Annotated in this window: 13 protein-coding genes, 1 tRNA gene and 6 pseudogenes; 10 read left to right on the top strand and 10 right to left on the bottom strand. The window is 66.4% G+C overall.

Annotation, left to right across the window (positions count from 1 at the left end; translation table 11 throughout):
- Window positions 1-18 precede the first annotated feature (18 nt).
- Window positions 19-1,164: a LacI family DNA-binding transcriptional regulator gene (locus tag NHF48_RS13165; protein WP_446741155.1), complete on the top strand. Its 1,146-nt coding sequence runs from the start codon at window positions 19-21 to the stop codon at window positions 1,162-1,164.
- A 147-nt stretch (window positions 1,165-1,311) separates the two neighbouring features.
- Here the strand turns inward: NHF48_RS13165 and NHF48_RS13175 are convergent.
- Window positions 1,312-1,387, bottom strand: a tRNA-Thr gene (locus NHF48_RS13175).
- 187 nt (window positions 1,388-1,574) lie between these two features.
- On the opposite strand from NHF48_RS13175, the gene NHF48_RS13180 reads away from it, so the two are divergent.
- Window positions 1,575-2,675 (top strand): PAS domain-containing protein, encoded by a 1,101-nt coding sequence (locus NHF48_RS13180; protein WP_253071373.1) that lies wholly within the window; start codon window positions 1,575-1,577, stop codon window positions 2,673-2,675.
- Between the two features lie 76 nt (window positions 2,676-2,751).
- Window positions 2,752-7,368, top strand: a complete 4,617-nt coding sequence (locus NHF48_RS13185; protein ID WP_253071374.1) for an NAD-glutamate dehydrogenase — start codon at window positions 2,752-2,754, stop codon at window positions 7,366-7,368.
- Window positions 7,369-7,531: 163 nt separating this feature from the next.
- Here the strand turns inward: NHF48_RS13185 and NHF48_RS13190 are convergent, their stop codons facing one another.
- The 8 genes and pseudogenes from NHF48_RS13190 to NHF48_RS13220 form a co-directional block, all read right to left on the bottom strand.
- Window positions 7,532-8,650, bottom strand: coding sequence for a PepSY-associated TM helix domain-containing protein (locus NHF48_RS13190; protein WP_253071375.1), 1,119 nt, complete (start codon window positions 8,648-8,650; stop codon window positions 7,532-7,534).
- 189 nt (window positions 8,651-8,839) lie between these two features.
- Window positions 8,840-9,524: pseudogene (locus NHF48_RS13195) on the bottom strand (Fe2+-dependent dioxygenase).
- Window positions 9,518-10,885 (bottom strand): TonB-dependent receptor, encoded by a 1,368-nt coding sequence (locus NHF48_RS25125; protein WP_342454647.1) that lies wholly within the window; start codon window positions 10,883-10,885, stop codon window positions 9,518-9,520. Before NHF48_RS25125 ends, NHF48_RS13195 begins: the two are co-directional and overlap by 7 nt.
- Entirely contained in the window at window positions 10,878-12,098 is a 1,221-nt protein-coding gene (locus NHF48_RS25130; RefSeq protein ID WP_342454648.1) for a TonB-dependent receptor, read from the bottom strand. Before NHF48_RS25130 ends, NHF48_RS25125 begins: the two co-directional genes overlap by 8 nt.
- A 71-nt stretch (window positions 12,099-12,169) precedes the next feature.
- Window positions 12,170-12,365: pseudogene (locus tag NHF48_RS13205) on the bottom strand (ribbon-helix-helix domain-containing protein).
- Window positions 12,366-12,435: 70 nt separating this feature from the next.
- Window positions 12,436-14,202: pseudogene (gene cobT, locus NHF48_RS13210) on the bottom strand (cobaltochelatase subunit CobT).
- A gap of 65 nt (window positions 14,203-14,267) precedes the next feature.
- Complete coding sequence (gene cobS, locus NHF48_RS13215; RefSeq protein ID WP_056052421.1) at window positions 14,268-15,272, bottom strand: cobaltochelatase subunit CobS; 1,005 nt, start codon at window positions 15,270-15,272, stop codon at window positions 14,268-14,270.
- 178 nt (window positions 15,273-15,450) lie between these two features.
- On the bottom strand, window positions 15,451-15,975 hold the full coding sequence (locus tag NHF48_RS13220) for a J domain-containing protein (protein WP_253071376.1): 525 nt from the start codon (window positions 15,973-15,975) through the stop codon (window positions 15,451-15,453).
- A gap of 137 nt (window positions 15,976-16,112) precedes the next feature.
- Here NHF48_RS13220 and NHF48_RS13225 point away from each other — a divergent pair.
- The 6 genes and pseudogenes from NHF48_RS13225 to NHF48_RS13250 form a co-directional block, all read left to right on the top strand.
- Window positions 16,113-16,391 (top strand): annotated as a pseudogene (locus NHF48_RS13225) (BolA family protein); the annotation flags it as partial.
- Between the two features lie 9 nt (window positions 16,392-16,400).
- Complete coding sequence (locus NHF48_RS13230; protein WP_253072426.1) at window positions 16,401-17,108, top strand: glutathione S-transferase; 708 nt, start codon at window positions 16,401-16,403, stop codon at window positions 17,106-17,108.
- A gap of 134 nt (window positions 17,109-17,242) precedes the next feature.
- Entirely contained in the window at window positions 17,243-17,689 is a 447-nt protein-coding gene (locus NHF48_RS13235) for an NUDIX hydrolase (protein WP_263816867.1), read from the top strand.
- A 4-nt stretch (window positions 17,690-17,693) separates the two neighbouring features.
- Window positions 17,694-18,593, top strand: a complete 900-nt coding sequence (locus NHF48_RS13240; protein ID WP_253071377.1) for a pirin family protein — start codon at window positions 17,694-17,696, stop codon at window positions 18,591-18,593.
- Window positions 18,594-18,822: 229 nt separating this feature from the next.
- Window positions 18,823-19,696, top strand: a pseudogene (locus tag NHF48_RS13245) (alpha/beta fold hydrolase).
- 284 nt (window positions 19,697-19,980) lie between these two features.
- Window positions 19,981-20,461 (top strand): annotated as a pseudogene (locus NHF48_RS13250) (RcnB family protein).
- A gap of 61 nt (window positions 20,462-20,522) precedes the next feature.
- Here NHF48_RS13250 and NHF48_RS13255 read toward each other — a convergent pair.
- Window positions 20,523-21,548, bottom strand: coding sequence for a DUF2332 domain-containing protein (locus NHF48_RS13255; RefSeq protein WP_253071378.1), 1,026 nt, complete (start codon window positions 21,546-21,548; stop codon window positions 20,523-20,525).
- A 44-nt stretch (window positions 21,549-21,592) separates the two neighbouring features.
- On the opposite strand from NHF48_RS13255, the gene hisG reads away from it, so the two are divergent.
- Window positions 21,593-22,261, top strand: coding sequence for an ATP phosphoribosyltransferase (gene hisG / locus NHF48_RS13260; protein ID WP_253071379.1), 669 nt, complete (start codon window positions 21,593-21,595; stop codon window positions 22,259-22,261).
- Window positions 22,262-22,319 lie beyond the last annotated feature (58 nt).

Consider the following 22,319-nt stretch of genomic DNA (forward strand, 5'->3'; position numbering starts at 1 on the left):
CGGATACATGACGGCCTTATGCCGACGATCATCGAAGTGGCCGCTCTCGCAGGCGTCTCGACCGCCACGGTTTCGCGCGTTCTCAGCCGCCCCGAACAGGTGTCCGAGGAAACGCGGCGACGCGTCCTGGAGGTGGTTCGCGAGTCCGGCTACACGCCCAACGTCGCCGCGCGCAGCTTGCGGACGTTGCGCGCCGCCAAGATCCTGCTGACCGTCCCCGACATCTCCAACGCGTTCTTCGCGAGCGTCATCCGTGGCGCCGAAGAAGCCGCACGTGACGCCGGCTATTCGGTCGTGGTCGGCGACACGCGGCACGATCCGGAAGTCGAGGACCAATATGCGGACATGCTCTCGCGCCGCGAAGTCGACGGGCTGATCTTCCTCGGCCATCGCCTGCCCGCCAGCCTCTCGCCGCTGCTGGCGCGCAAAGGCACCGCCGCACCGATCGTCAACGGTTGCGAATACAGCCCCGACCTAGGCGTCCCCAGCGTCCATATCGACAACGCCGCGGCGAGCGCAGACGCGATCCAGCACCTGATCGACCTCGGCCACCGCAGGATCGGCGTGATCACCGGCCCGGAGATCAGCCCGATCAGCCGCGACCGCCTCGCCGGCGCGATCGACGCTGCCACCCGCGCCGGCCTGCGCGACAGCCTCCACATCCGCGTCGGCGACTATTCCGCCGGCTCGGCCATCGGCCACACGCGCAACCTGATCGACAACGACGTCACCGCGATCTTCTGCTTCAGCGACGAGATGGCGATGGGCGCGCTCAGCGTGATCGGCGACGCAGGGCTCAAATGCCCGAAGGACGTCTCGGTCATCGGCTTCGACGATCTCCCCCTCGCGCGCTATTTTCAGCCCCCCGCTGACGACGATCGCCCAGCCCAAAGGCATGATCGGCCGCCGCACGGTCGAATTGCTCGTAGACATCCTCCGTGGCGCCGCAAGCCCGTCGCAGCAGGTTACACTCCAACACGAACTCGTGATACGCAGCAGCACCGCCCCCTCTGCTGTGGGCCTTTGACCAGCATCGAACTCAGCGGTTGGCAGTTTTCGGCGAAGGGTCTGGCTCTACACCTGTATCTTGCGGAGAATGGAGTTGGCGCCGAACATCCGGCGCGATCAGGGACGAGATCGTCCAACAGCGACCAGTTAACCTAATAGAGCCCCATATTCCGGACCGATAACAGGCACGATGACTCACTACCGCGACGCTAAACCTTGCCGCTACAGCCCGGCTGCCATTGTCCGATATCGGCAAACACCAGTTGGAACTAGGTTCGAAGATACCGGCGATTTTCAAAAAAATGGTGCCGCTTACAGGACTCGAACCTGTGACCCCCGCATTACGAATGCGATGCTCTACCAGCTGAGCTAAAGCGGCCCGATGACGGATGTATCCGGTCGAGGGGGCGGCAACTACCAGCGGTTTTGCGGGCTGACAAGCGGTTTGCGAGTTTACTATGTGTTTACCAAGCGCGGTGCACAAGCGGGGCGACGATACGGGGATCTTTTGGGCATGACGACGGCGCGCAGCGTAGAGGGATGGACGCGTAGCGGGCGCGGATGGCGTGGCGATTACGGAGGCTCCGCCACGGGCGACTGCGCATACCGGCGCGTCCGATTCGACCGATGCGGGCGTCAACGACGTGATGTTCGACCTCGGCGGTGACGAACGGCGGATGCACGTGCGCGCGTACAATCACTGGGTGTCGCTGCTGAAGGACCGCCCTTACCCCTCGATCGCCGATCTCGAGCCGGAGACGATCACCGATTTCGGACCGCACAGCGTGCTGCTCGACTTCAGCCACGGCATGGGCGATCCTAAGATCGCGTATCTCGGCCGGGCGCTGCGCGAGGAATGCGGGCTGGATGGGCCGATCGCGACGATCGCGGACGTGCCGAGCCGCTCGCTGTTGTCGCGGCTGACCGATCATTACCTGCAGATCATTGCCAATCGTGCGCCGATCGGCTTCGAGGCGGAATTCGTCAGCAGCCGGGGGCGGACGACGCTGTACCGCGGGATCCTGATGCCGTTCGCGTCTGGCGGGGTGACGATCGATTTCATTTACGGCGTCATCAATTGGAAGGAGCTCGCGGACGCTGATTTGCAGGCTGCACTGTCGGCCGAGCTAGATGCCGCCGTTCACGCAACCTCGTATGGCTCGGGCGCGACCGCGCAGGTGTGGGCGGATGGACCGAGCGGTGGCTTCGATATCATGCCTGCCGAGCCGACGCCTGCTGCCTTGCAGGAACTGGTGCTGGATGACCCCTTGCCCGCCGACTATGTGCTTGTCGGAAGGCTCGGCGAGCAACTGGCGATGGCGCGTGAGAGCGCGGCGCAGGTCCGCGCGGCTGAAGCGCGCAGTCGGATGGCGCTCCACAGGACGTTGGGTCGGGCGCATGATCTCGCGGTGTCTGCCGAGCAGGATAGCGATAATTTCACGGCGATTCTCTCTGCTGCTTGCGTGCCGGGTGGGGCGGAAGCGATGATGCAGATCGTTGCGCTCGTCTTTGGCGCGAATTTCGAGGCAGCTAGGTTGGAGACGTTCGCGACGGTGCTGCGTCACGCCCAGCGGCATCAGGTGCCGGCAGGCGGTTTCGCAAGCTTTCTGAGTGGCTTCGGCAGCGACCTGGCGGCGATCGAAGCCGTGGAGCGATCCGCGTTTTAGGTGCGCCGCAGCATAATCCTTCGCACCTGCCACAAGGGTTGAGATAGGCGAACGGGGGGCGCATAGGCCCTGACCTATGGCGAACCAATCGTTGAACACGCTCACCGAGACCCTTGCAGGCCGGTTGACCGAACGGGCCCTTCCGGGCGAACTGAGGGACTTCGGGGCGAGCGAGGTCGCGCAGGCCGCGGCGTTCGTCGCCGCGACTGCCGCGCACCGCGACGACGGTGCGCCGGCGATCGCGATCGAGCCGATCAGCGGCGACGACACGCGGCGGCGGATGCGGCTTGCGATCGTCAACGACGACATGCCGTTCCTGGTCGATTCGATCGCCGCGGCGATCGGCGCGCAGGACATCGCGGTCGATCGGATCATCCACCCCGTGGTCCGCACGACGCGCGCGCCCGATGGCACGCTGCATGCGATCGACGCGGATGGCCAGGGTGCAGGTCGGCCCGAATCGATGATCTATCTCGAGATGGAACGCGCCGATGCGCGTGACCGTCGGGGGTTGATCGAGGATCTGACCGCCATATTGGCCGACGTCCGCGCGGCGGTGACCGACTGGCGCGCTATGCAAGCCGCGCTCGACGACGATATCGCCAAGCTGCCCGAGGGCGAAGGCGCGGCGCTGTTGCAGTGGTTCCTCAACGGGCATCTGACGTTGCTCGGGCATCAGATCTGGCATCGTGACGGCAGCGGCCACGCTGCGCTCGGTATCGCGCGCAACGAGCACCGCGTCCCGATCCTCGCCGAAGCGTCGCGCGCACTGGCGATCGAATGGTTCGAGGCAGGCAACGACGCGCCGTTGTTGCTGAAATCGAACCTGATCTCGACCGTCCACCGCGCCGTCCCGCTCGACCTTGTCGTCGTGCCGGTGATGGAGGGCGCGACGGTCGCCGGGCTGTCGATCTACAGCGGCCTGTGGACCAGTGCCGCGCTCGCCGCGATGCCGCGCGACGTGCCGGTGTTGCGCACGCGGCTTGCCGCGATGAAGGCAAAGTTCGGGTTCGATCCGCGTGGTCATGCCGGCAAGGCGCTAACGCATGCGTTCACTGCGCTGCCGCACGACCTCGTGATCGCGTTCGCACCCGATGCGCTGGAAGACCTTGCGCTGACCGCGATGAGCATCGCAGATCGGCCACGGCCGGCGCTCGTGTTGGTCGAATCGGCGCTCGGGCGGCATCTGTTCGGGTTCGTGTGGTTGCCGCGCGACGATGTCACCACCGGCCGACGGGTCGCGATCGGCGACATGCTGGCCGAGGCCGCGAATGCGAGCGTGCTCAACTGGTCGATTGCGCTGGAGGACGGCGAGGTCGCGATGATCCGCTACACGCTCGATCTGCGCGGCGATGGCCGGATGCCCGACGTCGCGCCGCTCGCGCTGCGGTTGCAGCGGATGGTGCGTGGCTGGGTGTCGGACGTCGAGGCTGCGCTGGTCGAGACGTTGCCGCCGCCACGCGCTGCGCGTCTTGCGCTCAAATGGGCGGCGGCGTTCCCGCAGAACTACCGCAACCTCAGCACGCCCGCCGAGGCCGCCGAGGATATCCAGCGGATCGCCGCGCTGGCCGATACGGACGCGCGTGGCGTGCGCCTTGTTCCGGGCGAAGCCGGCGCCGATCCGCAGTTGAAGATCTACAAGCTCGGCGGGGCGCTCCCCCTGTCGGACGCGGTCCCGGTGCTGGAGAATTTCGGCTTCCGCGTGATCGGCGAACTGCCGACGCGGTTGCGCGACGACAGCGTGCCGTTCGTGCATGACTTCGTGCTGGAAGCGAACGACGCCGCGCAGCAGAGCGACGCCCCCGTACTCGAAGGCGCGATCGCAGCGGTGCTGGAAGGCGCCGCCGAGAACGATGCGTTCAACCGGCTGATCGTCGAACTCGGCATGCGGCCCGAGGCGATCGTGCTGTTCCGCGCGTGGTTCCGGTATCTGCGCCAGGCGGGGCTTCCGTATGGTTTGACCACCGTGGTCGACGCGTTGCGGCGTGCGCCGAAGGTTGCGGCCGCTCTTATCGCGCGGTTCACCGCAGTCCATCATCCGGAGCACCCGGGTAATGCGATCGAGGCGGACCAGGCGATCGAAGCCGGGCTCGACGCGGTCACCGCGATCGACGACGATCGCATCCTGCGTGCGTATCGCAACCTGATCGCGGCGACTCTGCGGACCAACGCGTTCACGCCTGCAGCGTCGGAAGCGCTCGCGTTCAAGCTCGACAGCCACCTGATCCCCGGCCTCCCCGCCCCCGTGCCGTGGCGCGAAGTCTGGGTCTATTCGCCGCGCGTCGAGGGTATCCACCTCCGCGCCGGCCCGGTCGCACGCGGCGGCCTGCGCTGGTCCGACCGTCGCGACGATTTCCGCACCGAAATCCTCGGGCTGATGAAGGCACAGCGCGTCAAGAACGCGGTCATCGTGCCGACCGGTGCGAAGGGTGGCTTCTATCCCAAGCAACTCCCTGCACCGTCGAACCGCGACGCATGGCTGGCCGAGGGCACGGATAGCTACCGGATCTTCATCCGCACCTTGTTGTCGATCACCGACAACATCGTCGAGGGCGAGGTCGTCCATCCGGACGGCGTGACGATCCTCGACGGCGAGGACCCGTATTTCGTGGTCGCGGCGGACAAGGGCACCGCGACGTTCAGCGACGTGGCGAACGCCCTCGCGCTCGAACGCGGCTATTGGCTGGGCGACGCGTTCGCCTCCGGTGGCTCGGTCGGGTACGATCACAAGGCGATGGGGATTACCGCCAAGGGCGCATGGCTGAGCGTCCAGCGGCACTTCGCCGAACGCGGGCTCGACGTGCAGAGCGAGAGCATCACCGTCGTCGGCTGCGGCGACATGTCGGGCGACGTGTTCGGCAACGGCATGTTGTTGTCGAAGACGCTGAAGGTCATCGCGGCGTTCGACCACCGCCACATCTTCCTCGATCCCGATCCCGATCCGGCGACCAGCTGGGACGAGCGCAACCGGATGTTCGCGCTGCCGCGGTCGAGCTGGGCGGACTACGACGTCAGCCTGATCTCGAAGGGCGGCGGCGTGTTCGCGCGCACCGCCAAGGTCGTGAAGCTGTCGACTGAGGTGCAGGCTGCACTTGGTGTAACCGCGAGCGAGATGGAGCCGGGCGCGCTCATTTCGGCGATCCTCAAGGCGCCGGCGGACCTACTCTGGTTCGGCGGCATCGGCACCTATGTGAAGTCGGCGGCGGAAGCGAACGTCGCGGTCGGCGATCCGGCCAACGACCGCCTCCGCGTCAACGCCGAGGATCTGCGCGTGATCGCGATCGGCGAAGGCGCGAACCTGGGCGTCACGCAGGCCGCGCGCATCGCGTTTTCGGCACGCGGCGGGCGGATCAACACCGACTTCATCGACAATTCGGCGGGCGTCGACTGCTCGGATAACGAGGTCAACATCAAGATCGCGCTCAACCGCGAGATGATAGAAGGGCGGCTCGACTATGAGGACCGCAACACGCTGCTTGCCAGCATGACCGACGACGTCGCGCATCTGGTCCTGGAGGACAACCGCCTCCAGACGCTGGCGCTGTCGATCGCCGAGGCGGACGGTGCGGTCGCGGTGCCGAGCTATGTGCGTGTGATCGAGATCTTCGAGGGTGGCGGTCGGCTCGATCGTGCGGTCGAGGGGCTGGCGTCGAACGACATCCTGTTGCGGCGCGGGCAAGATGGTTTGGGGCTCACGCGACCTGAGCTGGCAGTGCTGCTGGCGACCGCCAAGCTCGGGTTGCAGGACGCGATCGAGCATAGCGACATCGCGAAGGACGACGCACTCAAGCCCGACCTGTACGCCGCCTTCCCGGCGGCGATGCGCGAGCGGTTCGGGACGGCGATCGACGAGCATCGGCTGCGGCCCGAGATCGTCGCGACCAAGCTCGCCAATCGGATCGTCAACCGGCTGGGCATCCTCTACCCGTTCGAACTGGCGGAAGAGGAAGGCGCGGCGATGGGCGATATCGCGGCGATGTTCGTCGTCGCCGAGCGCCTGTTCGACCTGCCGGCCTTGTGGGCGGAGATCGAAACGGCCGTAATGCCCGAGGCGGCACGGATCGCGCTGTTCGACGAAGTGGCGGTCGCGACTCGCTCGCAGATCGCCGACCTGTTGCGCGTGTCGGCGCCTGGCGCCGTACCGGGCGAAGTCCTCGCGCGATTGGCGAAGGGCATCACGCAGCTCGACAGCCAGACCGCGGCGTTGCTGCTCGAGGAGGCGAGCGCGCAGAGCAGTCGCATCGCGGGGCAGCTCGAAGCGGTCGGCGCGCCGGGTGATCTGGTGCGGAAGGTCGTTCGCCTGTTCGAGATGGACGGCGCGGTCGGGCTGGCGGATCTCGGCGAGCGGATGGCGCTCGACGAGGCGGTGGTGACGCGGGCGTTCACGCATCTGGGGCAGGCGCTGGGGCTCGATTGGGCGCAGGCGAATGCGGCGCGGATCAGTCCGACCGATCCCTGGGAGCGGCTGCTGGTCGCCGGGCTGGCGCGCGATTTCCAGCAGTTGCGGCTGGAGTTCCTGGCGCGGTGCGGGGCGCAGGATCCGCAGGGTGCGGTCGAGAAGTGGCTGCTGACGAATGCCACGCGGGTCGCGCAGTTCAAGGCGGTGATCGACCGCGCGCGCCATGCGGCGGTGCCGAACGCGGCGATGCTGGCGCAGATCGCCGGGCAAGCGCGGGTGCTGCTGGGGCGCTAACTGCTGTCCCTCTCCCCTGCGGGGAGAGGGGAGGGGCCCGCGTGCTCTTGCGCGTGGGAGGGTGAGGGGAATGGGGCTCGGGACGCGAGTCCCCACCACCCCTCACCCTTCCGTCGCCGAGAGGCTCCTCCTTCCCTCTCCCCAAAGGGGCGAGGGAGACTGGCTACGTCGCCCGCCGCGCTGCCAGCTCCGCCTTCCACTTCCGCGCGCGCCACCACATGATCACGCCGGTCACCGCCAGCACCGCGGGCAATACCCCGCCCAGAAAAATCACGATTTGCCACAGAGCACCCATGTCGGTGCCATCGTGGATCCGTCGCATCAACCGCGCCACGCCGCCCTGAGGCCGCGCGGGTGCGGCGGTCGCGCCGCCGGTGTCGTCCGCAACCTTCACCCCGATCGGCGCGCCGCCGCCCTGGCCCCTGCCCTGAAACGTTACTGTCCAGTCCGCGCTGAGGTCGGTCGGCCAGGTTACGCTCCGCAACGGTGCATTGTCGACGATGCCGCGGGCCTTGCCGATCGCCACCGCCAGTGGCTGCGCGGGCGACGCCAGCGGTTTCGCGCGCATCATCGCGCCGCGATCGGGCCCCCCTCTCGGCCGCGACGTCTCACCCGTGAGCTTCCCGAAGAATTGCGGGAACGAGATCCACGCGCCGGTCAGCGACAGCACGAACAGCGGCAGCGCGATCCAGAAGCCGAACAGGTGATGCAGGTTGGTCTCAACGTCGCGGTGCCGTCGGAACCGCAACCCGCGCGTCCACTTGCCCACCGTCGGCCACCACAGCCACAGGCCGGTAAAGCACGACACCATCATCGCAACGCCGATCCAGCCGACGATCGAGCGTCCGATGCCGGGCAGTTGCAGGCTCCCGTGCAGGACGTGGAGGAACCGCACGAGCCCGCCGTTCGACGGCGACACCTCCAGCACGCGCGCCGTCGGTGGATCGAGATACACCATCATCCGCTGGGGAGGCCCCGGCCGGGTCGGCGCGCTGGCTGAGCTGGCCGCAACGACCACCGGACCGCCGTCGTCGGGCATCGTCAGCGTCGCGATCCGCTCGCCATGCTTCAACGTAGCGCGCGCCGCCGCGACATAGCTGTCGGGCCCGATCACGGTCCTCCCCGAGACCGCATAGCGCGCCGGATCGACGATCCGGTCGAGTGCGTCATGCCACACCAGCGCCGCGCCGCTGAGCGACAGCGGGATGATCAGGATCGCCAGCACCAGCCCGATCCACTTGTGGACCTGGAACCACGCGCGCCGCATCGCCAGCTTGTTCATTATCTACTCCCTGTGTGGGGAGCGTGGCATGGGGGGCCGGCTCAAGTCCACAACCCTTGCCACACAGGCAACATGCTCCCCTCCCCTGGAAGGGAGCGGTTGGGGGTGGGTTGGCCTAATTTGGTCGCGGCACTCGCTATGCGGAAACCGACCCACCCCCTGCCCCCCTTTCAGGGAGGGGAGCAGAAGTCAGGCGTCCGCCCAGCGGCGAAGGAGGTTGTGGTACACGCCGGTCAGCCGCACCGTCGCCGGATCGCCCTGCCCTTGTGCGGCGGCGACCGCCTGCACGCCCTGGTCGAGATCGAACAGGATCCGCCGCGCGCCGTCGTCGCGAACCATCGACTGGAGCCAGAAGAACGACGCGGTGCGTACCCCGCGCGTGACCGGCGTCACCCGGTGCAGGCTCGATGCCGGGTAGAGGGACCATATGCCCGGCGGGTAGCTTGACCGACTGTGGGCCGAACTGGTCCTCGATCACCAGTTCGCCGCCGTCGTAGGTCGCGGGGTCGTCGAGGAAGAGCGTTGCGGACAGGTCGCTGCGGATGCGGAAGTCGGTGCCGCGCTTCATCCGGATCGCGTTGTCGACGTGCAGCCCGAAATCCTGTCCGCCGGCATAGCGGTTGAACAGCGGCGGGAACACTTTCAGCGGGAGCGCCGCCGCCACGAACAAGGCCGATCGCCCGAGCGCGTCGAGCACGATCCCACCAGCCTCGCGCGCGGCGGCAGAGTCCTCGGGCAGTTGCTCGTTGCGCTTGGCGAGCGCGCTTTGCGGCCCCGACGTGGCGTTGCCGTCGATCCACTCGGCGTGGTCAATCAGCGCGCGGACACGGGCGACGCCGGCAGCATCGAGGACGTCGGGGATCGCGATCAACATGGCTTCACCCTAGAATGCGGCGGCGATACCGGCAATCTGCCCGCATCGCCGCCCAGCCTCACAGGCTGTAGAACAGGGTCAGCCGCACCGAGCGCGCCTCGCCCGGCGTCGCCCAGCCATTGTTGCGGATGCCGGTGTAATATTTCTCGTTGGTGAAGTTCTGCACGTTGAGCTGCGCGGTCAGGCCGTTGCCGACGGTGTACGACAGGAACGCGCGATGCGTCAGGTAGTCCGCCGAGTGGAAGACGGGAGTCACCACGGTCGTCGGCGCGAGTGGGGGTGGCCAGCGCGCTGTTGTTGAGCGCGAACGCCCCCTGATAGGTCAGGCCGTAACCGAGCTGGAGGCCGAACGGCAGCGTGTAGGTCGTGAACAGGCTGCCCGAATGCTTCGGCGTGTTGGTGAGCTGCTGGTCCTTCTGCGGATCGAGCACCGCTGCGGAGTTGCCGCACGGATTGGTGATCGTCGTCGTGATCGTCGTCGGAGTGGTGACCGTCGTGCTTCGCGTACCCGGATTGTCGAGACAGAAGTTCGACACGCTCTGCAACACCTTGCCATCGAGATAGGTGTAGTTGGCAAAGATCGACCAGGCCTTCGACACGCTGCCGCTGGCACCCAGCGCAATGCCGTCGACGCGCGACCGGCCATCGGTGACGCCAAGCGTCGTCACGATCGGGTCGTTGGTGGCGACGCGGTAGTTGGTGCGTTCGTTGCGGAACAGTGCGGCAGTCAGCTGCAGCTTGCGCCCGAACAGGTCGGCCTTCGCGCCGATCTCGTAGTTGACCGCCTTTTCAGGCTGCACGTCGCACGGATCGACCGTACCCGCCCCCGCGCCGCCGATAGCTGGCGTCCCGATCAGCGTCCCGCAACCGAGCCGCACCGTCGCCGAGGTTGGCGTGGTGGAATTGCCGTAGGACGCATACAGGCTGACCGTCTCGATCGGCTTGAAATTGATGCCGCCGCGGTACGAGAACAGCGTTTCGTCGCTCGTCTGGTTCAGGCCGCGGGTATAGGTGCCAAGCGTCGCGGGGATCGTTACCGCCGTCGAAAAAGTATCCGCACGGAAGGTCCCCTTAGCGTGTTCGTAGCGCAGGCCAAAATTCGCCTCGATCTGCGGAATGATCTTGATCGTGTCGAATGCGTACACGGCGGCGTTGCTGGTCGTACCCTGCGACCGGCCCGATTCGATGAAGTTGAACGCCCCAGTATAGTCGGTGTTCGGATTGGCGAGATTGATCGGCTGCTGGGCGACCGTCGTACCGTCCGCGGTACGCAGCGTGTTGCCCGTGACGATCGTGTAATCTTCTTGCGAGAGCGACGCGCCGAGTACCAGCGTATGCTCAAGCCCAGCGGTATCAAACACCGCCCGGAAATCGGTCTGGTTGTAGAGGGATCTGGTTTTCCTGGTTCCGCACGAACCCGCGCGGACCGCTTGGGATGTAGGATCCCAGCTGCTGCGCGGGCGTGCAGGCTAGCGGTGTCGTGGACACGTTGGACGTGGCGATCGGCTGGAACCCGGTCGAAAGGCAGAACCCGTTCGGGTTCGGGGCCTGCGGTGCACTGGTCAGCGAATCCTGCTGGACGCGCTGCCAGCGGCTCAGGTTGCGGATCGAGACCTTGTCGGAGAAGCTGTGGCTGACCGTCGCGGTCGCCTGGTCGACGGTGATGTCCTGCTTGTCGAGATTGCGGATGCCGTAATAGGCGGAGTTGTCGGCACCCGGCAGCGGCCCGTTGTTCACCGCATTGCGGAAGTACGGCACGCCATAGACGGGGACGTTCTCGTCCTCCTGATGCAGATATTGCAGCGTCAGGCTGGTCGGGCCCTCGACGCCGACGATCAGCGACGGTGCGACCGCCCAGCGCTTATTGTTTTCGACATCGCGGCCGGGAATGTCGTTCTTGTGCGCGACCGCATTGAGGCGGACCGCGACGAGGTCGCTGACCCGGACGTTCGAATCGAGCGTGGTGCGGTAGTAATCGTCGGTGCCGACGCCGCCGGACACGACCGTCAGCGTCTCCGCCTGCGGGCGCTTGGTGATGAGGTTGATCGTGCCGCCGACCGATCCGCCGCCGCCGAACACGCTGTTCGCGCCGTTGTAGACCTCGACCTGTTGTAGGTTGAACGTCTCGCTGCGGCTATACTGCGCGCTGTCGCGGACGCCGTCGATCGTGATGTCGTTGTTGGCGGAATAGCCACGCAGGTTGATGCTGTCGCCGTATCCGCCGCCGCCTTCGCCTGCACCGAAGGTGATGCCTGGAATCGTCTGCAACACGTCGCGCAAGGTGAGCAGGTTCTGCTTGCGGATCGTCTGGTCGCCGATGATCGTAACCGTCTGCGTCGTGTCGAGCAGGCTGCGCGTCGCCTTCGGGCTCTCCAGCGTGGTCGCGGGAACGGTCTTGCCGTTGACGACGATTTCGTCGCGGTTGAGCTGTTTTTCCTGGTCGTCGGCCGCGTGGACCTTTGCCGATTCAGCTGGGCGATCGGCGGCGTAGGCTGGTGCGCTGGCAATGAACCCTACGCACGAGAGCGCCAGAAATGCAGGCGCGGCGGACGAACGCGACGAAGGACCAGACATGCGAAACCCCTTATTGTTGCGGGTTCGCTATTGAGAGTCGTTCTCACTGTCAACGCTATTGCGACTAATTCTCATGGGGCGTTTGAGAACAGCCATGATCTCAAGGCGCTAGCGAGATTGGGGGGGATTTTCGGCCAAGATACGTATCGCGTCGATCTCTGCGACCAGCGCAGACAAGGGCAACGCAAGGCGCGCCGCAGCGGCCTCCAGCGCTTGCCAGAAGATGGGTTCGAGGCTGATGGACGTCTGGTGGCCTGCAATCGTCATCGAGCGCTTGACGGGTCCGTGGAACCCGCCCGCGGGCACCGTAATGCCGCCGCCCGCGGTCACCGACGGATCATTCGGTATCGAACAGCGAGGCCAACTGCTCGATGATCGTGCCACCAAGCTGCTCGACGTCCATGATCGTGACGGCGCGCGCGTAATAGCGGGTGACGTCGTGGCCGATGCCGATCGCGACGAGTTCGACCGGCGACTTGCTTTCGATCCAGCCGATCACTTGGCGCAAATGGCGCTCCAGATACGAACCGGAGTTCACGCTGAGCGTCGAATCGTCGACCGGCGCGCCATCGCTGATCACCATCAGGATGCGACGTTCCTCGGGCCGCGCGACGAGGCGTGCATGCGCCCACATCAGCGCTTCGCCGTCGATATTCTCCTTCAGCAACCCCTCGCGCATCATCAGGCCGAGCGAGTTGCGCGCGCGGCGCCACGGCTCGTCCGCGCGCTTGTAGACGATGTGGCGGATGTCGTTGAGCCGCCCCGGCTGCGGCGGACGCCCAGCGGCGAGCCAGGTTTCGCGCGACTGCCCGCCCCTTCCACGCGCGCGTGGTAAAGCCGAGGATCTCGGTCTTCACGCCGCAGCGCTCCAGCGTGCGTGCGAGGATGTCCGCGCTGATCGCCGCGATCGAGATCGGGCGGCCGCGCATCGATCCGGAATTGTCGATCAGCAACGTCACAACCGTGTCCCGGAAATCGGTCTCGCGCTCGGCCTTGTAGCTCAGCGACAGAGTCGGGTTGACGATCACGCGCGCCAGCCGCGCCGCGTCGAGGATACCCCTCCCTCCTGGTCGAAATCCCACGACCGCGACTGCTGCGCCATCAGCCGCCGCTGGAGCCGATTGGCAAGCTTCGACACGGTTGATTGCAAGTGCACGAGTTGCTGGTCGAGATAGCCGCGCAGCCGCGCCAGTTCGTCGGCGTCGCATAGCTCGGTGGCGGCGATCACCTCATCGAACTGCGTCGTCCAAGGCTTGTAGTCGAACGCGCCGCCCATATCGGCAAAGGGGCGGTTCGGGCGGACCGGCTGCATGCCTTCCTCGCCATCGTCACCGGGCTCGCCGTCGATGTCGTCCATCGACTCGTCGCTCTGCTCCTGGCCGTCGCTTTCCTCATTCTGCTGCTCGGACTGTTCGCCGCGCGCCTCGACTTCGCCCTGGCCGTCCTCGCCTTGGTCGTCGCCTTCGTCGCCCTCGTCCTGCTGCTGCTCGTCGGTGCCCTCGTCCTCGGAGCCGCCTTCGTCGCTCTCCTCGGGGACCTGATCGCCTTCGACGAGTTCCAACTCCTGCAGCATTTTCCGCGCAAGGCCCTGGAATGCCTTCTGGTCGTCGAGCGCATAGGCCAGCGCATCGAGGTCGGTCTTGCTCTCGATCCACTCGCGGACCAGCGCGAGGCCGGGCGCGGCGATCGCGGGGGATTCCAGCCCGGTCAGCCGCTCGCGCACCATCAGGCCGAGCGCGGTCGACAGCGGCACTTCGTCGCGATTGCGCGCGCGCGTAATGGGATCCGCCCGCAGCCGCACGTCGAGCGCGCTTTCTAGGTTCTCGGTGATGCCGGCATAACCACGCGAGCCGAGTGCCTCGACTCGTGCGGTTTCGACCGAATCAAACACGGCGCGCGCAACCGCCTCGACCGGCGCCGCACGGTTGTGCAGCGCGATGTCGTGATGCTTCAATCGCAGCGCGAAGCCGTCCGCGAACCCACGCGCCTCGGCGACCTGCTCGAGCGGCAGGGCACGCGCGGGCATCGGCACCTTAATGTGCTTGCCCGACTGCGTCGGTGCGTCCGCGGTGAAGGCGAGTTCAACCTCCGGCTCCTCCGAGATCGCACGCGCCGTGCCGGCAAGAACCGCCTTGAAGCGATCGAGAGGGGGTTTCGTTGGCCAAAGGTTTAGGCCTTGCCCACCACGCTCTCGGGAAGATCCTTGCCGAACACGCGCTGGTAATATTCGGCGACCAGCGGCCGCTCCGCCTCATCGCACTTGTTGAGGAAGCTCAACCGGAACGCGAAGCCTACGTCGCCGAAGATCAGAGCGTTCTGTGCCCAGGTGATCACGGTGCGCGGGCTCATCACGGTCGAGATGTCGCCGTTGACGAAGCCCTTGCGCGTCATGTCGGCAACGCGGACCATGTTCTCGACAGTCTTCTTTCCCTCGGGCTTGTCGTATTCGCCGGACTTAGCGAGCACGATCTGCGCCTCGACCTTGGCGGGCAGATAGTTGAGCGTGACGACGATGTTCCAGCGGTCCATCTGGCCCTGGTTGATCTGCTGCGTGCCATGATACAGCCCGCTCGTGTCGCCGAGGCCGACCGTGTTGGCGGTCGCGAACAGGCGGAACCACGGGTTCGGGCGGATAACGCGGTTCTGATCGAGCAGAGTCAGCTTGCCCTCGGTCTCCAGCACGCGCTGGATCACGAACATCACGTCCGGGCGGCCGGCGTCATATTCGTCGAACACGAGCGCGGTCGGGGTCTGCAACGCCCAGGGCAACAGGCCTTCGCGGAACTCGGTGATCTGCTGGCCGTCCTTGAGGACGATCGCGTCGCGGCCGATCAGGTCGATGCGGCTGATGTGCGCGTCGAGGTTGATTCGGATGCACGGCCATTTCAGGCGTGCCGCGACCTGCTCGATATGCGTCGACTTGCCGGTGCCGTGATAGCCCTGGACCATCACGCGACGGTTATGCGCGAACCCCGCCAGCACGGCGAGCGTGGTGTCGGCATCGAAGACGTACGCCGGATCGAGATCGGGGACGCGCTCGTCGGCTTCGGAGAAGGCCGGCACTTCCATGTCGGAATCGATCCCGAACATCTCGCGCACCTTCACCATGCGGTCGGGTGCGTCGAGGATCGTGGTCTCGCGGCTGTCGGGCTGGGTATTCGGGATATCGGTCATGTTGGCCTCGTGTTCCCGGTAGCTCTAGGCCAAGCGCGGGCAGTTACTCAACCGCCGCTGTACGATTGGTCGGGCGATTGACCGGAAGAGTTAGACGAACCGCTCGCCAGCCGTGCGGTTCCGGATAGCGCGCCGTGAAATATCGATCAGAGTAAGTATGGATCACATTCCCGATCCTTCAGGCAAACGCGGTCGCGCCCTTCAGGTGCTGGTAGGCAGCGATCACCTTCTGCAATTCCGCTTCATGCGCCCGGTCGCCGCCGTTGCGGTCGGGGTGATAGCGGCGAACGAGTTCGCTGTAGCGTTTGCGGAGTGCCGTCCGGTCGGTGTCCGTGCCTAGCCCGAGGACGCGCAACGAGCGCCGTTCGCCGTCGGACAGCACGCGGCCGTCCTTGCGCGCCGCCGCCATCCGCTCGCCGAACCTTGCACCGATCGCGTCGATCGGATCGGCGAAGTCCGCCCATTTCGGCGGGGTGTCGCCGCCGCCATGCGCAAACGCGCGCGTCTCGCGTTCCCAGCCCGCCATCGGCCGTTGCGCGTAGTGGATTTCGTCCGCGGTCATACCGTCGAAGAAATTATAGCCCGAGTTGAACGCGCGGACGTGGTCGAGACAGAACCAGCGGAACTGCGGCGGTCCGCCGTCGCTCGGTCCTTCGAGCGGCGGCGCACGAAATTCGCCGGGCTCCTCGCAGTCGCGCCACATGCAGACGCGCCCCGTCCCTTCCACGCGGCCGTGAAACCGTGGGCTGGGGCGTTCTTTCCGCTCTTTTCGCCCATCGTTTGTGTATCCGTCGTCCGCCACCGGCTCCCCGCGCTTCCAAAACGGGCTATATAGGGAGCATGACAGACCTCGCCACCGGCTCCGTACAGGACCAGATCACCGCCCGCCTTACCGCGACACTCGCCCCGACGCAGCTGACCGTCGTCAACGAGAGCGGGCTTCACGCCGGCCATATGGGCGACGACGGCACCGGCGAGACGCATTTTCGCGTCGAGGTGGAAACCCCGCAGTTCGAAGGCCTTAATCGTGTCGCGCGCCAGCGGCTCGTGAACCAGGCGCTCGCCGAACTGTTGAGCACGAAGATTCACGCGCTCGCCATCAAGGCCCGCGCGCCTGGGGGAGATTTGATGGCGTACAAGCTCTGGTACTGGCCCTCCCTCCAAGGTCGCGGCGAGTTCGTCCGGCTCGCGCTCGAAGGGGCGGAGATCGCGTATGAGGATTGCGCGCGTGGCGTAGGCGAAGAGGGTTTGCTCGCCGATCTGAACGACCGCACCGGACGGACGCCGTTCGCACCACCGTATCTGGAACTCGACGGTCTGGTGATCGCGCAGGTCGCCAACATCCTGATGTATCTCGGCGAGCGTCATGGCCTCGCGCCGTCGAACATGGCGGATCGGCTGTGGCTCAACCAGCTCCAGCTGACGATCGCCGACCTCGTCGCGGAGGTCCACAACGTCCATCATCCGGTCGCGATGATGGACTATTACGACGATCAGAAGTCTGAGGCCGCACGCGCCGCCAAGCAGTTCCGCGAGGCGCGGATGCCGAAGTATCTCGGGCATTTTGAGGATGCCGCGCAGGCCAATCCGGGCGACTGGCTGATCGATCACAAATGGACCTATGCCGACACGTCTCTGTTCCAGGTGATCGAGGGGCTGCGGTACATGTTCCCGAAGCGGATGAAGACGCTCGAGTCCGACTATCCGAATTTGGTCCGGATTCATGATCAGGTCGCCGAGTTGCCGGGCATCAAGGCGTACCTGAAAAGCGACCGCCGCCTCGCCTTCAACACCGACGGCATCTTCCGCGCCTATCCCGAGTTGGATGCCGAATGAGGCTCATTCGATCCTCCCCCGCCAGGGGGAGGTGGATCGCGCAGCGAGACGGAGGGGGCGGTAAGCGATGACCGGCGTTCCGTGTCCTCCCCCCCTCCGTCGCTTACGGCGCCACCTCCCCCTGGCGGGGAGGATTGAAGCGCATCCCGCGCCCGGCCGCGCGCATTCTGCTCGTCGACGCGCAAGACCGCGTGCTGATGTTCCGCTTCACCCCCACGGACCGCCCGCCGCTTTGGTGCACGCCGGGCGGCGCGGTCGATCCCGGCGAGAGCTACGCCGCCGCCGCCCGCCGCGAACTCTGGGAGGAAGTCGGCCTCGACATCGACTGCGGTCCCGAAGTCGCACGCCGCGTCGTCGATTTCCGCACCTTCGAAGGCACAGAGGTCACCGCGGACGAGCGCTATTTCCGGATCGACGTCGACACCTGCGACGTGAAGGCGGGCAATCTCACCGAACAGGAGAAGCAACTGCTCGTCGGTCACCGCTGGTTTTCCCGAAACGACATCGCGGGCTTCCACGAAACGCTCTATCCAGCAGACCTGGTCGAACTCCTCGACGCCACGGAACCTGCCAAGGGATAACGCCATGCTCGATGATTTCGTCCTCCAGACCATCCTGCCGTCGACGCACGATCTCGGCGGCTTCAAGGTCCACCGCACGCTGCCGAACAAGGAACGGACGATGGTCGGGCCGTTCCTGTTCTTCGACCAGATGGGCCCGGCGCATCTCGACGTGGGCCAAGGCATCGACGTCCGCCCGCATCCGCATATCAACCTGTCGACCGTCACCTACCTGTTCGACGGCGCGATAGACCACCGCGATTCGCTCGGCACGCAGGCGCGGATCGAGCCGGGCGCGGTGAACCTGATGACGGCGGGCCACGGCATCGTCCATTCAGAGCGCTCGCCCGGCGACGAGCGTGCCGAAGGGCCGAACCTGTCGGGAATCCAGACGTGGCTGGCGATGCCCGAAGCGGTCGAGGAGATCGACCCGGCCTTCGAACACGTCACCAAGGCGCAGCTGCCGACGATCGAGGCGCATGGCGCGCGCTCGCGGATCATCATGGGGAGCCTGTGGGGCCAGACCGCGCCGACCACGACGTATTCGGGAACGATCTACGCCGACATCGCGCTCGATCCGGGCGCCAGCGTGCCGATCGATGCCGCGGCGGAGGAGCGCGCGATCTATCTTGCGATGGGCGAGGCGACGCTGGAAGGCGTGAAGCTGGAGCCGCAAGTGCTGTATGTCCTCCGCCCCGGTATCTCCGCAACGCTGAGGTCCGCGCATGGCGGCCGCGCGATGCTGTGTGGTGGCGACGCGTTCACGACACCCCGCCATGTCTGGTGGAACTTCGTCAGCTCGAACCGAGATCGTATCGAGCAGGCGAAACGCGACTGGAATGCGGGCAACTTCCCGAAAGTCCCCGGCGACGAGAAGGAATGGATCGAGATCCCGGCGGTGCCGAAGACGGTCAGCTATCCCTGACTCCCCCCCTCCCGCAAGCGGGGGGGGTAGGGGGGGGCACGCGCTATCACCGCCCATGCCCGTTTCTGACAGGCCGCGAGCCCACCCCCGGCCCCTCCCGCATGCGGGAGGGGAGCAGAAGGCGTAATCTCCCCTCCCGCTTGCGGGAGGGGTCGGGGGAGGGCATGACCAGCAGGCAGCGCGACGGGTAGGCCCTCCCTTAACCCCTCCCGCCAGCGGGAGGGGAACGATGACACTACAACGCATCCCATTATCCACCGGCGTAGAACTCAACGTGGCGATCAGCGGCGACCCGGCGAACCCGCCCGTCATCCTGCTCCACGGCTTCCCCGAATCGCACCGCACTTGGCGCGACATCGCCCCAGACCTCGCCCGCGACCATTACGTGATCGCCCCCGACCAGCGCGGCTTCGCACGCTCGTCCAAGCCGGAGGGCGTCGACAGCTACACCCCCGACAAGATCGTCGCAGACCTGATCGCGCTCGCCGATCACCTCGAGATCGACCGCTTCACGCTGGTCGGCCACGACTGGGGCGGCGCGGTCGCGTGGATGGCGGCGTTGCGTCACCCAGAGCGCATCGCGAAGCTCGTCATCATAAACGCCCCCCCACCCGCTCGTCTTCCAGCGGACCATGTTCGACGACCTCGAACAGCGCGCCGCTAGCCAGTACATCCGCGCGTTCCGCAACCCCGATCTCGAGAAGCACATCGAGGCGATCGGGCTCGAAACCTTCTTCGATACCAGTTTCTCGAAGCACGCCGACCTTGCCGCGATGGCCGAGGACAAGGCCGCCTATCTCGACGAATGGGGCCAGCCCGGCGCGATCACCGGCATGCTCAACTGGTACCGCGCGAGTGTCATCGTCGTGCCCGAAATGGACGAGACCCCGCCCCGTCCCGCCTTCCTAGACGCACCGTTTCCGCAGACCAGGATGCCGGTGCTGGTGATCTGGGGGATGCAGGACAGCGCTTTGCTGCCGAGCCAGCTCGACCTCGCCAAGTATGTGCCCGACCTCACGATCGAGAAGATCGACGCGGGGCATTTCGTGCCGTGGCAAAAGCCCGACGCGGTGATCGCCGCGATGCGTCGTTGGGCTGTCTGAGCCGACCGTCAGTCAGCGACGTAAGCACCCTCTGCCTCCCCCGGCGAAGGCCGGGCCCAGGTGGGGGGACGGTCGTAACTCGGGACGGCGTACGTTACTGCAACCTCTCCAATTGGACCCCGGCCTTCGCGGGGGGGTGCGTATCCCCTGGCGCATGTCCGCATATAATCCCGAACCTTCGCCACCTGTCTGAATCCTGACCATCACATTTGGCGATCGTTCAGCGCGGCGGGAGCAAAAGCCTGTCCATGCCGTTGACCCGGCCTCGAAACAGGAGAGCAATCATGCGTAAGATGATCCTTGCGGCCGTAGCCGCCGCCACCCTCGTCCCCACCTTCGCGACCGCGCAAAGCTATGGCGAAGTCCGCCGCGACCAGCGCGAAATCCGCGAGAGCCGTCGCGACCTCGATCGCGCCCGCCGTTACGGCGACCGCGGCGACGTCCGCGAAGCTCGCCAGGAGCTGCGTGAAGACCGCCGCGAGGCGCGCGAGGATTGGCGCGACTATCGCCGCACGCACGGCAACCTCTACCGCCGCCCAGCCTATGCTGGCCCGCGCGGTTATCGTTATCGCCCGGTCAGTGTCGGCTACCGGTTCGCGCCCGAATATTACGGCCGCAACTATTGGGTGAACGACTACCAGACCTATCGCCTGTCGCCCCCCCGCTTACGGCTATCAGCGCTGGGTCCGCTATGGTCGTGACGTCGTCCTGGTCGACACCCGCTCCGGCCGCGTCGTGCAGGTCAACAACGGCTTCTTCTACTAAGACTTTGTACCACGTTCGAGCGGCCCGGGAGCGATCCCGGGCCGCACTCGTATCTGGCGCCTCAGTCCTTCTCGTACGCTCCACGCCGCATGACATAATCGCGCGTCTCGTACGGCGGCGACAATCCCTCGACCCACGCGCCATGCGCATGCGTCAGCGCGACCAGTTCCATCGCCCGATCGCCCGGCCAGCCGCGCACGCGGACCTCATGTCGGTGCAGATCGCGATTCGGCTCCATCATCACCCAGCCGAGCGGCCTCTCGACCGTCGCCCGCGCGCCTGCAGCGTCCATCGCCACCCGGATCCGCTCGCGGGAGGTCGCCGACAGATACTGCCACACCACCGAATGCATCAGCACGCGCGTGACGCCCTCGGGTTGCGGCTCGGCCAATTGCGCTTCGACCCAGTCCGCCGCATCGCCTTCGACCAGGTCGACGCCGCCCGCGCGCACCATGGCGATCGCCGCCGCCAGCCGCGCCTGCCGCTCGACCGCATCGATCCACACATACGCCGCAAGTCGCGCCGCCGCGACCGGGTCGGCGACGTCGGGCCGGATCGTCACTGGCGATGTATCCGGCCCGACGGTGACGCCGCCAAGGTCGAACCGATAGCGATCGATCAGCAGGTTCAGTCCCGCGCTCGATCCGATCTCCAGCACCTCGAACCGCGGCCCGTACCGTTCGGCCAGATGCAATATGCCGGTCATCATGCCTGCCGACCGCGCCGCCTCGTTGGTCTGCGGCGGTCCGTCGAGCCACGGCAGCAATGCGGCATCGCGCGCGACGAGCGTTCCCTTCAACGTCGCCGACACACGCGATGGGTCGGTCTCTGCGCCGGAGAATACGGCAGAAAGCGTCGGATCGAGGCCCGCGCGGTGGAGCGCATGCAGCCCGCCGACCAGCCGCAACGCTAGCGCATCCGCGACCGGTTCGCCCGGCCAGTCGAGCACCCGCCGGCCCGTGTCACTGTCACGATCGAGCGCCTCCGCCAGCGCGGTGCAGACGCGAGCCGTGATGGGCGCGTCCATCGCGGTGCAATAGCCCGCCTGGATCTCGAACGCCGCACGGTTAGCCGGTTTATTTGCCATGCGCAGGTTGTTGCACCCGCCAAGCCCCCCGTAAAGCCCGGCGCGTGCCAGAGTCCCAGATCATCATCGCCGTCCCCAAGGGACGCATCCTCGCCGAGGCCCTGCCGCTACTCGCGCGCGCCGGGGTGCATCCCGAAGCGTCGTTCTCCGACGAGAATTCGCGCGCGCTGCGGTTTGCGACCAACGATCCCGCGATCTCGCTGATCCGGGTGCGGGCGTTCGACGTCGCCACTTTCGTCGCGCACGGAGCGGCGCAGTTGGGCATCGTCGGGTCGGATGTGATCGCGGAGTTCGGCTATTCGGAACTCTACGCACCGGTCGATCTCGGTATCGGCCATTGCCGGCTGTCGGTCGCCGAACCTGCCGAGATGGCCGCGCAGGACGATCCGCGCGGCTGGAGCCACGTCCGCGTCGCGACCAAATACCCGCACGTGACGGCCGCGCATTTTGCCGCTCGCGGCGTCCAGGCGGAGTGCGTGAAGCTCAACGGCGCGATGGAACTGGCGCCGACGCTCGGCTTGGCGCCGCGCATCGTCGACCTCGTATCGTCAGGCCGCACGCTGCTGGAAAACGGCCTGGTCGAGGTCGAGGCGATCATGGAGGTCACGAGCCGGTTGGTCGTAAACCGCGCTGCGATGAAGACGCGCGCACGGGTCGTGCCGCTGGTCGAGGCATTCCGCCGCGCGGTCGCAGCGCAGGAAATCGAAGCATGAGCGCTTACCTTCTGCTCCCCTCCCGCCTGCGGGAGGGGTCGGGGAGGGCACGCCCGCC

The organism is Sphingomonas sp. H160509, assembly GCF_024124765.2.
Lineage (GTDB): Bacteria > Pseudomonadota > Alphaproteobacteria > Sphingomonadales > Sphingomonadaceae > Sphingomonas.